The 12344-nt window shown below is 68.7% G+C and carries 9 protein-coding genes; 1 reads left to right on the plus strand and 8 read right to left on the minus strand.

Translation table 11 applies throughout. The annotated features are described in order from the left end of the window. Positions 1–24 precede the first annotated feature (24 nt). From EV643_RS00645 to EV643_RS00655, 3 genes are all read right to left on the minus strand, one after another. Positions 25–249: a hypothetical protein gene (locus EV643_RS00645; RefSeq protein ID WP_133797949.1), complete on the minus strand. Its 225-nt coding sequence runs from the start codon at positions 247–249 to the stop codon at positions 25–27. 188 nt (positions 250–437) lie between these two features. Beyond that, positions 438–1868, minus strand: a complete 1431-nt coding sequence (locus tag EV643_RS00650) for an aminopeptidase P family protein (protein ID WP_133797950.1) — start codon at positions 1866–1868, stop codon at positions 438–440. Between the two features lie 117 nt (positions 1869–1985). After that, complete coding sequence (locus EV643_RS00655) at positions 1986–2714, minus strand: GntR family transcriptional regulator (RefSeq protein ID WP_133797951.1); 729 nt, start codon at positions 2712–2714, stop codon at positions 1986–1988. A 145-nt stretch (positions 2715–2859) separates the two neighbouring features. On the opposite strand from EV643_RS00655, the gene EV643_RS00660 reads away from it, so the two are divergent. Then, the gene (locus EV643_RS00660; protein WP_133797952.1) at positions 2860–6447 is read left to right on the plus strand and encodes a hydantoinase B/oxoprolinase family protein; all 3588 of its coding nucleotides are present in this window, start codon (positions 2860–2862) and stop codon (positions 6445–6447) included. Here the strand turns inward: EV643_RS00660 and EV643_RS00665 are convergent. The 5 genes from EV643_RS00665 to EV643_RS00685 form a co-directional block, all read right to left on the minus strand. After that, positions 6444–7445 (minus strand): proline racemase family protein, encoded by a 1002-nt coding sequence (locus EV643_RS00665; protein ID WP_133797953.1) that lies wholly within the window; start codon positions 7443–7445, stop codon positions 6444–6446. The genes EV643_RS00660 and EV643_RS00665 overlap by 4 nt on opposite strands. Next, complete coding sequence (locus EV643_RS00670) at positions 7442–8344, minus strand: dihydrodipicolinate synthase family protein (RefSeq protein ID WP_133797954.1); 903 nt, start codon at positions 8342–8344, stop codon at positions 7442–7444. The genes EV643_RS00665 and EV643_RS00670 overlap by 4 nt, the downstream gene beginning before the upstream one ends. Beyond that, positions 8341–10155: a 2Fe-2S iron-sulfur cluster-binding protein gene (locus tag EV643_RS00675; RefSeq protein ID WP_133797955.1), complete on the minus strand. Its 1815-nt coding sequence runs from the start codon at positions 10153–10155 to the stop codon at positions 8341–8343. Before EV643_RS00675 ends, EV643_RS00670 begins: the two co-directional genes overlap by 4 nt. Beyond that, positions 10152–11312 carry an NAD(P)/FAD-dependent oxidoreductase gene (locus tag EV643_RS00680; RefSeq protein WP_133797956.1) on the minus strand — a complete coding sequence of 387 codons (1161 nt, stop codon included), beginning with the start codon at positions 11310–11312 and terminating at the stop codon, positions 10152–10154. The genes EV643_RS00675 and EV643_RS00680 overlap by 4 nt, the downstream gene beginning before the upstream one ends. A 339-nt stretch (positions 11313–11651) precedes the next feature. Beyond that, on the minus strand, positions 11652–12242 hold the full coding sequence (locus EV643_RS00685) for a helix-turn-helix domain-containing protein (protein WP_238165262.1): 591 nt from the start codon (positions 12240–12242) through the stop codon (positions 11652–11654). Positions 12243–12344 lie beyond the last annotated feature (102 nt).

A 12344-nucleotide genomic window follows, 5' to 3' on the forward strand; every position in this document is an offset into this window, starting at 1 on the left:
GACCGCGCGGGAGTGCTCGCCCGGTCAGACGGACTCGAGCACCCTGGGCAGATAGTCCCCTCGGTAGACCTTGCTGGACAGGACCAGCAGTTCGCCACAGGCGACTTCGAGCGCCCTGGCCTGGGATTCGCAACCGTCGACGTACCAGAACGGGTCGTCCGGCTGCGGATCGTCCACGTCGTCGATATCGGCGTACCAGTGCCGACCGCCGGCGCACCCGCAATGCACGATTCGCACCTTCAGATTCATGGAACTTCCCCCGTGCAACTCAAACCACTGGGTTTCCCCAGACCCAAGTGACCCACTCGGCCGGCGCGTGGTACGCGGCCCCCCACTACCACGCGCCGGCCCGAGTTGGACCCTCCCCGCTCGATACATCGTGTGACGACCGGCGAGTGTTACTGCTTGTGACCAGGTTTTTTTAAGTGATTGATTCACTACCCAGCGTGCCGGTGCGACTGCACCCACTGCTCGAGTCCGTCCGGCGTGATCGGCAGCGATTCGGTCAGGATCTCCAGCCGGTCGGCGTGCACGACGACGTTGTCCTCGATCCGGATCCCGACCCCGCGCAACTCCGGCGGCACGGTCTCGTCGTGCGGGTGGAAGTACAGCCCCGGCTCGACGGCCAGCGCCATCCCGACCTCCAGATCCGCGGCGAAGTACGTCTCCGGCCGGGCCGCGTCGCAGTCGTGCACGTCCAGCCCGATGAAGTGGCCGAGCCCGCACACGACGTACCGGCGGTGCTGCTGGCCGTCCGGCCCGAGCGCCTCGTCCAGGGACACGTCGAGCACACCCCAGTCGCGGAGTCCCTCGACCAGCACGCGCATCGCCTCGTACTGGAAGGCCCGGTACGGCGAGCCGGGGCGGACCACTTCGAGCGCGGCCAGGTGAGCCTTGTGGACCAGGTCGTACACCTGTCGCTGGGCCACTGTGAACTCGCCGGTCGCCGGGAACGTGCGGGTGACGTCGGCCGTGTAGAGCGTCCGGGTCTCGACACCCGCGTCCAGCAGGATCACGTCGCCTTCGCGGACGGCGCCGTCGTTCCGGACCCAGTGCAGCACCGGCGCATGGGGGCCCGCGGCAACGATCGAGGCGTACCCGACGCCGTTCCCCGCCGTACGGGCGCGTCGGTCGAAGGTGCCCTCCAGCCAGCGTTCGCCGCCGCCCCGGATCGCCTCCGGCAACTCGCGCGCCACATCCGCGAAGCCCTGCACACTCGCGTCGACCGCCTCGCGCAACTGGTCGAGCTCCCAGTCGTCCTTGATCCGGCGCAACTCGGCGAGGGTCTGCCGCAGGACTCCGCCGTCCGCGGCCGACGTCCGGACCAGCGCGTCGAGCATCGGCTCGACATCCGGCGTCGTCAGCATGAACGGCACGGCACCCCGTACCGCGGACGGCAGCTCCTCGATCGGGCGGCAGGCGATCTGCAACGCCTCGGACCAGTCCTTCAGCCCCGGCACCGGACCGACCCACAACTCACCGTCACGGGCGTTCGCGAAGTAGTCGGCCTCGTCCGGCCCGGCCGTCTCGCGCAGGTAGAGCGTGGTGTCGCCGTCGGCGGAGAGCACCAGCACGGCACCCTCGGCCTGGCACCCGGTCAGCCAGACGAAATCGCTGTCCGCCCGGAACCGGAAGTCGGTGTCGTTCGACCGGACCGGAGCCCGCCCGGCAGCGAGCGCGATCCGCCGGCCCGGCAACGCCGTACTCAACTTCCGCCGGTGTTCGGCGGCCGCCTCGGCCAGACCTTCGGGCAGCACCACCGTCCGATCCACCGGTCCCCAGTTCCGGCCAATCTCGGCCCGGAAGCCCTCTGCGTCGATGGGCCGGTAGGACTTGCGCTGCTCTTCGGTCCGGTCTTCATCCGCCATGCTTGCTCCCCTGAAGCTGGTGAGATTTCGTGTCGGGCAATGACATCAACTCAGCTCAAGGCTCCCCACCGCAAGCCCAATTAACCGCTCCGCGAGACCACCGCCGTACCAACCCGGTCAGCGGGCTTTGAAGGCCTCGAGCAGCCCTCGCTCAGAGTCCAGCAGGTACTGGTGCAGGTCGTCAGCGGCCTGCTGGTAGTTTCGCGCCTCGAGCAACTCGAACAGGCGGCGGTTGCGGGCGATGTAAGGCTCGTGGAGCTCTCGTGGCGTCGCGATGACGTGGAAGAGCAGCCGCAGCTCGGCGACCAGCCGGCCGGTGATCTCGTCCAGCCGGGCGCTGTCGGCGAGGCCGATGAGATGACGGTGGAACCGCAGGTCCGCCGTACCGACCGCGGGCCAGCGGCCTGCCAGCGCCGCGGCCTCGGCCGCCTCGATGTCGTCCTGCAGCGGTTCGAGCCGGCTCGCGGGGAGCTCGGGAACCCGATCGGCCAGACCACGGACCACGTCGACCTCGAGGACGCGCCGCAGCCGGTAGATGTCGACCACGTCCCGCTCGTCCAACTCAGGGACGAACACGCCCCGATGCAGTTTGTAGACCAGCAGTCCTTCGTGGGTGAGCAGCCGGAAGGCCTCACGCAGAGTGTTCCGGCTGACCTCGAGGACCTCGGTGAGCTCGATTTCGGACAGCTGGGCACCGGGCGGCAGCGCACCGTCGGTGATGCTGCGGCGCAACACATCGGCGGCCCGCTCGGCGGAGCTACTGCGATCCAGCCGCGCGACATCGGCGGCGACACCCCGCAGCCACGCCTGCCGGCCGTCGTCTTCGGCGGGCTGACTGATGACCATCTCTGCATCATCGCTCACCCGCGGCCACGGACGAAGGATTTGATGGAGCAAGAGCCTTGCAGGATTGTTGAACAAATCTCTAGTCTCGAAGACCACACGACGCGATGGCCCGTCTACAGACGGCCGCGGAGGAAGGCGGGAAGACGTGGCGCGAAAGTGGGAGTTCTGGATCGACCGCGGCGGCACCTTCACCGATGTCGTCGCGCGGCGTCCCGACGGGACGCTGCTTGCCCACAAGTTGCTGTCCGAGAACCCCGGTCGCTACCAGGACGCGGCCGTCGAGGGCATCCGCCGGCTGCTCGAGGTACCGACCGGCGAACGCGTCCCGGCCGAGTGGATCGAAGTGGTGAAGATGGGCACCACGGTGGCCACCAACGCGCTGCTCGAGCGCACTGGCGAACCCACCCTGCTCGTCATCACCAAGGGGTTCCGGGACGCGTTGCGGATCGCCTACCAGAACCGCCCGAGGATCTTCGCCCGCCAGATCGTGTTGCCGGAACTCGTCTATTCGCAGGTGATCGAGGTGGACGAGCGGGTCGCCGCGGACGGCAAGGTCGTCGTCCCGCTGGACGAACGGGCCGTGACCGAGGACCTGCGGCGGGCGTACGACGACGGCCTGCGATCGGTGGCCGTGGTGTGTATCCACGGCTACCGCTACTCGCAGCACGAGGCGACGATCGGCGACATCGCGCGCCGGATCGGCTTTACCCAGGTCTCGACATCGCACGAATGCAGCCCGTTGATGAAACTGGTGTCGAGGGGCGACACCACCGTGGTCGACGCCTACCTCTCGCCGATCCTGCGCCGGTACGTCGACCAGGTGGCGACCGAGCTGGACGGGGTCCGGCTGATGTTCATGCAGTCCAACGGCGGGCTCACAGAGGCGCACGCGTTCCGGGGAAAGGACGCGATCCTGTCGGGGCCCGCTGGGGGCGTCGTCGGGATGGCTCGAACCAGCACGGCAGCCGGGTTCGACCGGGTCATCGGCTTCGACATGGGTGGCACCTCCACCGATGTGTCGCACTACGCCGGCGAGTTCGAGCGGGAGCTGGAGACGCTGGTGGCCGGCGTCCGGATGCGAGCACCGATGATGAGCATCCACACAGTGGCGGCCGGCGGCGGTTCGATCCTGAGCTTCGACGGGAGCCGGTACCGGGTCGGTCCAGGCTCGGCCGGCGCGGATCCGGGCCCGGCGTCGTACCGCAAGGGTGGCCCGCTCACGGTCACTGATGCCAACGTGATGCTCGGCCGGATCCAGCCGGACTTCTTCCCTGCCGTCTTCGGGGAGAACGGCGACCAGCGGCTCGACGGAGAAGTCGTCCGGCGGATGTTCGCGGACCTGGCAGAGGTGATCGCGGATGGTCGTACCCCGGAACAGGTTGCGGCCGGCTTCGCCGACATCGCCGTCGCGAACATGGCCAACGCGATCAAGAAGATCTCGGTGCAACGCGGGTACGACGTCACCCGGTACGTGCTGGCCACGTTCGGCGGAGCGGGTGGCCAGCACGCCTGCGCGGTAGCCGATGCGCTGGGCATGACCCAGGTGCTGATCCACCCGCTCGCCGGGGTGCTCTCGGCGTACGGGATGGGGGTGGCCGACGTCGCCGCGCTGCGCGAGCGGGCGGTCGAGGCGACGCTGAGCGACGACGTACTCCCCCAGCTCGCGCAGATCCTCGACGAACTCACCGACGACGCCGGGCGCGAACTGGAGCGCGAAGGCATACCGGCCGACCGGATCACCGCGGTCCGCCGCGCGCTGCTGCGGTACGACGGCACCGACACCGCGGTCGCCGTGTCCGTCGGCACTCCTGCCTCGATGGTGGCCGAGTTCGAGGCCACCTACCGTCGGCGGTTCTCCTTCCTGATGCCAAGCAAGCAGATCGTCGTCGAGGCGGTGTCGCTCGAACTGCTGGGCGCGGCCGGCTCCGGCGAACAGACCTGGATCCGTCCCGACCGACAGCGTGGCCGGCTGGCACCGGTAGCCCGGGTGCCGGTGTTCTCGGCCGGCTCCTGGACCGATGTCGACGTCTACCAGCGCGACGACATCGGCCCCGGCGACCAGGTGAACGGTCCGGCGATCATCGCCGAGACCAACGCGACGACCGTCGTCGAACCCGGCTGGCGGGCCGGGGTCGACGACCTCGGCCACCTGCTGCTCAGCCGGGTGGCGGCGCGAGGCGACCACGAGCGGATCGGGACCGCGGTCGACCCGGTGATGCTGGAGATCTTCAACAACCTGTTCATGTCGATCGCCGAGCAGATGGGCGTGCGGCTGCAAAGCACCTCGCAGTCGGTGAACATCAAGGAGCGACTGGACTTCTCCTGCGCGCTGTTCGATGCCAAGGGCAACCTGATCGCCAACGCACCGCACATCCCGGTACACCTCGGCTCGATGGGCGAGAGCATCAAGATGGTGATCGCCGGGAACGCCGGCCGGATGGCGCCCGGCGACACGTACATGCTCAACAATCCCTATCGCGGCGGCACCCACCTGCCCGACATCACCGTGGTGACCCCGGTCTTCGACCGTGCCGGGAAGGACATCCTCTTCTATGTCGCGTCCCGTGGTCACCACGCGGAGATCGGCGGGATCACGCCCGGCTCGATGCCGGCGAACAGCACCCGGATCGAGGAGGAAGGGGTCCTGATCGATAACTGGCTGCTGGTCACCGGCGGTGAGCTGCGGGAGCGCGAGACGGTCGACCTGCTCCGCTCCGCGATGCACCCGTCCCGCAACCCCGCCACGAACATCGCCGATCTGCGCGCCCAGGTGGCCGCCAACGAGAAGGGCGTCGAGGAACTACTGGCGATGGTCGACCACTTCGGCCTGGATGTCGTCTCGGCGTACATGGAACATGTCCGCCGCAACGCCGCCGAGGCCGTCCAGCGGGTCATCCCCACGCTCCGCGACGGCAGCTACAGCTATGAGCTCGACTCCGGCGCTCGGATCGAGGTGGCCGTGCGGGTGGACACCGGTACGCGGACGGCAAAGATCGACTTCACCGGCACTTCCGCACAACAACTCGGGAACGGCAACGCGCCGTCCTCGGTGGTGATGGCGGCCGTGCTCTACGTCTTCCGCACTCTGGTGGACGACGAGATCCCGCTGAACTCGGGCTGCCTCGAGCCGCTGCGGGTGATCATCCCGCCGGGCTCGATGCTGTCGCCGGAGTACCCCGCGGCGGTTGCCGCCGGCAACGTCGAGATCTCGCAGGCGGTCACTGGCGCGTTGTACGCCGCGCTCGGCGTCCAGGCAGAAGGCTCCGGGACGATGAACAACGTGACGTTCGGCAACGATCGGCACCAGTACTACGAGACCGTCGGCAGCGGTGCCGGCGCAGGCGAAGGCTTCGCCGGCGCCGACGTGGTGCAGACCCACATGACGAACTCCCGGCTCACCGATCCGGAAGTTCTTGAATGGCGCTACCCGGTGCGGCTGGAGAGCTACGAGATCCGCACCGGCAGCGGCGGTGCCGGTCAGTGGCACGGCGGCGACGGTGGTCGTCGCCGGATACGGTTCCTGGAACCGATGACCGTTACTACGTTGGCCAGTCACCGCCGGGTGCCGGCGTACGGCATGGCGGGCGGCCTGCCCGGGGGACTTGGCCGCCAGTGGATCGAGCACGCGGACGGCACTGTGACGGAGATGGCCGGCTCCGACTCCGTTCGGGTCGCCGCCGGAGACGTGTTCGTCATCGAGACCCCCGGCGGCGGCGGGTACGGCCGTCCCTAGAGCACGAAGCCGGTGGGGAAGGGGTCGGTGGGGTCGAGGAGGTAGTTGGCCATGCCGGTGATCCAGGCTCGGCCGGTGACGGTGGGGATGACGGCCGGCCGGTCGCCGACCGAGGTCTCGGAGAGCAGGCGGCCCGTGAAGCTGGTACCGATGAAGGACTCGTTGACGAAGTCGTGGTTCAACGCAAGCTCCCCACGGGCGTGCAACTGCGCCATCCGCGCACACGTCCCAGTCCCGCACGGCGACCGGTCGAACCAGCCCGGGTGGATCGCCATCGCGTTGCGCGAGTCGCTCCCATCCCGCCCAGGCGCGGTGAACTGCACGTGCTTGCAACTGTGGATCCCCGGATCCAGCGGATGCACCGGCCGGTCGGTCGCGTTGATCGCGTCCATGATGTCGAGCCCGGCCTGCAGGATCCGATCCTTCTCCGACCGATCGAACGGAATCCCGAGCTGCTCCAACGGCAGGATCGCGTAGAAGTTCCCGCCGTACGCGAGGTCGTAGGTGACCGTCCCCAGCCCTTTCACCTCGACCGTCGCATCCAGCGCATGCGAGTACGCCGGGACGTTCTGCAGCGTCACGTGTTCGGCCCGTCCGTTGCTCACGGCAACGTCCACCACGACGAGGCCGGCCGGGGTGTCCAGCCGCACCTTCGTCACCGGTTCGGTCACCGGCACCATCCCGGACTCCACCAGCACCGTCGCGACCCCGATCGTCCCGTGCCCGCACATCGGCAGGCATCCGGACACCTCGATGTAGAGGACGCCCCAGTCCGCATCCGGGCGGGTCGGCGGTTGCAGGATCGCACCGCTCATCGCCGAATGGCCGCGCGGCTCGTTCATCAGGAACAACCTGAGGTCGTCGTCGTGCGCCATGAAGTACTCGCGCCGCTCGGCCATCGTCGTACCGGGGATGACGCCGACACCGCCGGTGATCACCCGGGTCGACATCCCCTCGGTGTGCGAGTCGATCGCGGTCAGGGTGCGGACGGACCTCATACCAGTGACTCCACAGCCTTCTTCATGTCCTGCTCCAGTTGCGCCAGGTGCTCCGGAACCAGTGGACCACGCGGCGGCCGGCACGGACCGCCGTACCGGCCGACGTAGTCCATCCCGTACTTGATCGCCTGGACGAACTCGACCCGCGAATCCCACCGGAACGCGGCGACCAGCGGTTCGTAAAGCTTCCTTGCTTCTTGCAAGTTCCCTTGCATGGCGAGATCGAAGAGCTGGACGGATTCCTTCGGGAACACGTTCGGGAAGCCCGCGAACCACCCGGTCGCACCCATCAGCAACGCCTCGAGCGTGAGGTCGTCGGCGCCGGCAATGACGGCGAGCGTCGGCGCCAGTTCGCGGATCTCCAGGATCCGGCGGACGTCACCGGAGAACTCCTTCACGGCGACGACGTTCTCGATCTGCGCGATCTCGGCGATCAGGTCCGGGGTCAGGTCGACCTTGGTGTCGATCGGGTTGTTGTAGACCATCACCGGCAGCCCGACCGCCGCGACCTCGGTGAAGTGGTGGATCACCTCGCCCCGGTTCGCGCGGTACATGGTCGGCGGCAGGCACAGTACGCCGTGTGCTCCGTCCTCGGCCGCCTTCTCGGCCCAGCTCCGCGCCTGGTGCGCGCCGACGCCGTGCACGCCGACCACCACGATCCCGTCGTCGCCGACCGCCTCGATCGCGGTCTTCGCGACCTGCCGTCGCTCGTCATCGGTGAGCGACGAGTACTCCCCCAGCGACCCGTTCGGGCCGACGCCGCGACAGCCGTTGTCGACCAACCAGCGGCAGTGCTCGGCATACCGATCGAGGTCGGGCCGCAACCCGGCGGGCGCGGCCGCGTCCTCGGCGTACGGCAAGGCGGTGGCGACGATCACGCCATCCAGCTTCTCGGTCACAGGTCCTCCTGGATTTCCGCTAGATCTCCGAGCCGTACGGGGACGGCGATCGGACGATTGTGTTCAGCTTTCAAAGCAGGTTGAGCTTGTACTGCGGGTCGCTGGGCGGCGGCGAGATCGGCAACGGTGCGGGCGCAGACTCGACCTTGGCAGAGCCCGAGTCCGGCCCGACTGGTCAACTTCACACTCCGCGAGACCGTGACATCCCGATCGGCCAGGGCCGTCGTCAGATCGCCCTTGGTGACTTCCTCACACCGGCAGACCAACGTCTCCTGGTCACTCCAGCCGACCCACCCGGATCTCACCGGATACGCCTTCGACAACGCAGCCGCAAACCGCTTGCCCATAGCAACTTTCTGTTGAGCAGCCGTCGCCGAGCCGCCAGACCGTCGTACCGGCCCGGCTGTCGATCGGCCGTCTGCGCGGACGAGCAGGGCCGCGGTATCGCCGGCCACTTCGCCTTCCGCAGCAGCCAGGGCTGCGCCGCCGATACCGGTGAGCTCACCTGCGGCGAGTACGCCGGGAGTGGTGGTCTGCTGGTACTCGTCGACGATGACAACCGGTCCACCGTCGGGCCCGGTACCGAGCTCACATCGAGCAGAGACGGCCAACTCGAGCTGCAGAGTGAACCCGAATCCCAGGCACACCGCATCGACCTCGATCTGCTCCTCGGTCCCGGGAATCGGCTGCCAGTCGTCCGTGAGCTTGGCGACGGTGACGGCTTCCACGCGCTGCTCGCCATGCGCGGCGATCACCGTCCTGCTGTGCCGCAAGGGAATCCGATGCCGCGCCAGCAATCCGGCGTACCCGATCGCCTCACCAAACTTGCTCCTGGCAACCAACGGATCGCCGGCCCAGCCGCGGACGATGGTCGGCAAGCTGTTCGCCTCCAGCAACCCCGCGATCTCAGCGCCGACCCCGATCAGCGACTCGGCCACCGGCAGCAAGAACGGCCCGGTCCCCGCCAGCATCACCCGCTGGCCGACCGCAACCCGTTGCCCCTTGGCCAACGCCTGCGCCGCACCCGCGCTGTAAACCCCCGGCAGATCCCATCCCTTGAACGGCAGTACCCGGTCGTAAGCCCCCGACGCCAGCACCAGCGCCTTCGCCTCCACTGCCCGAACCCGTCGACCCCTGGCATCCGCCGCGCCCGTCTGCAACCACAACCGCTGCCCGCCCGCGATCGACTCGATCGCCCAGACCGACGTCTCCGCCAGATGCCTGATTCGCTCGTGCCTCGCGACCCGATCCCGCAGCCGGACAAAGCTCTTCCACCCGTGCTGCAACTTCCCGGGCCGCCGAGCATTGAACTCCTCCGGCAACTGCCGATGGAACTGCCCACCCACAGCCCGCCCCGCATCAACCAGCAACACCCCCACCCCACCCTCAGCCGCAGCCAACGCCGCACTCATCCCCGCCGGCCCCGCCCCCACAACCACCACATCCCACCGCCGCCCCAACTCCTCATCCAGCACCTCGCCAGGCGGAGTGCTGTTGGTGGGCAGTGCGGCGCCGGGTTGGGCGGTGATTGCGTCGCCTGGGTGGATCGTGCGTTGGCAGGCTCGGACGTCGGGCGTGCCGTTGACGATGACGAGGCAGTCGAAGCACGCGCCGATACCGCAGAAGACACCTCGGGGACTACCTGCAGTCCGGGTCGTTCGCCACGAGTCCCGCCCGGCAGCCATCAGCGCAGCGGCAACGGTTTGGCCGGGCAACGCATTGAGCGGTTGACCATCGACAGTGATCTGGACGGGAGCCTGCGGACGCGGCTCGGCGGGATCCCCTGCGACCGGGCGGAGGTACGGGCTCACGACGCCACCACAGTACTGATGACAGCAGGACGATCAACCCGGAACGGCTCCGGAGCAACGTGTGGTTCGAGGCCGACGAACAGCTCGGTGATGAGGCGACCGGTCGACGCGGCGAGCCCGATACCAGCGCCTTCATGCCCGGTCGCGTGCCACAGTCCGGGCACGCGCGGATCCGGACCGATAACCGGCAAGTGGTCCGGCGCGTAGGGACGGAAGCCGCCGTACGCCCGCATCACCGGTACGTCCGCGAGGAACGGGAACAGGCCGGCCGCCTTACGAGCGAGCTCGCGGAGTACACGGACCCGGATGGTGTCGTCGAACCCGATCCGTTCCCGGCTGGATCCGATCAGGACCGTCCCGCCCCGCGTCGACTCCACCACGGTCGACGTCTGCAGATCGGCATCACCACTCCCGACCGCGCCGACGTAGTCCGCGTCGTACACCTTGTGCCGCACGCATTCGGGCAGCGGCGCGGTCACCAGGATCATGCCGCGCCTCGGTAGTACCTCGATCGGTCCACCTGCGGCAGCGCCGAACGACCCGGCCCACGGTCCGCACGCGTTCAACACCGCACCGCACGGAATCTGGCCCGCATCCGTCTCCAGCCCGATCACGCGCCCACCGGCGGAGCGTCGTACGGACAGGGCCGTGACACCGGCGCGCACCTCACCCCCACGAGACCGTACGGCGGCGAGCAGCGCGGTGGTGGCGAGAACCGGTTGGAGCTGAGCGTCCTCGGGGTAGTAGGCGCCAGTGGTCACCCTGCGAGTGAGCAGCGGCTCCAACTCAAAGGCATCAGCGGGCGTGATCGGCTGAGCATCCACACCTGCCTCGCGCTGCGCGGCCGCGAACTTCCCCAGCGGCTCGGGATCAGTGGTCGCAACCACCAACCCGCCCTTCGCCTCCCACTCCACGTCGGCGACGTTGGCGGGCAGCCGATCCAATACGACAGGCCACTCGCTGCGGGACGCGATCGCGAGGTCGAGCTCGGGCCCTGGTTCCTTGTCGGACACCAGTACGTTGCCCTCGCCGGCCGCGGTCGTCCCAGCCGCCGGCGAACCGCGGTCGATCACCAGCACGTCGACACCGGCCGCCGCCAGCGCCTCGGCGCAGGCAGCACCCACCATCCCCGCGCCGACCACGACCACGTCCGGCATCCATCACTCCGATCGTTCACTTTAATGAACGCTTCGAGCGTACGACCCGCACCCGGCCGAGGTCAACGTCTCTACCCGACCCCGGCTCCCCGGCCCGGATCCGCACTGCCAGCTCCCCGGAGCGGATCCGCACCGCCGGCTCACCAGCCCGGATCCCTGATCCCGGATCCCGGATGCCCGCCCCGCCGGATCCCCGGCCTCGGATCCGCAGGCCCCGGATCTCCAGCCCATCACAATGCCTCGTCGGCCGACCGCCTGAGCGGGGACCCACCCGACCGGCCGCGATTGTGATGGCCTGGCGGTCCGGTCCCCCGGCCCGCCGGCGGGACGGGCGTCGCGTCAGGTCAGGTGGAGGGAGTCGAGGGTGGCGGGGTGGACGTCCGGTGGGTACTCGAGCAGCAGGACCGACTTCACCTCGTTGGTGAGGGCCTCGTACTCGTGCGGGACGTTGGCGCGGAAGGCCAGGTAGTCGCCGGCGGCCAGTTCCTGGGTTTGATCGCGGGCGGTGATCCGGAGGCGGCCGGACAAGACGACGTGGTGTTCGGTGCCGGGGTGGCCGCTCGACTGCTGGACCTTGCCTTGGCGGATCCGCTGGTCGTAGATCTCGAACAGGCTGCCGGGGCTCTCCAGCCGCCGGAGCATCCGGAGTTCGACCGCGTCACCGGTCAGGACGTCGACGTCGGCCGAGCGGACCACGACCAGGTCGGACGTCGGGGGTTCGCTCAGCAGCGCCGACACCGGCACTCCGAGAGCGTTCGACAGACTGAACACCGTCTCGATGGTCGGATTCCCCGCACCCGACTCCAACTGCGACAGCGTGCCCTTCGCGATCCCGGACCGCCGCGCCAGCTCCGACAACGAGATGCCCTGCTCGTCCCGGCGAGTGCGCAGGTTCATCCCCAGCACCCGCCCCGCTCCCTGACCAGCCACAGCCCGGAGCATGCCACAACCCCCGGCCGATCCATCGTGACGCTCGGCCCGGGCGGTGCCGTGGGGCGTACCTGCAGCACTCAGTAACCTCTGCGGATCCGT

The organism is Kribbella caucasensis, from assembly GCF_004361855.1.
Lineage (GTDB): Bacteria > Actinomycetota > Actinomycetes > Propionibacteriales > Kribbellaceae > Kribbella > Kribbella caucasensis.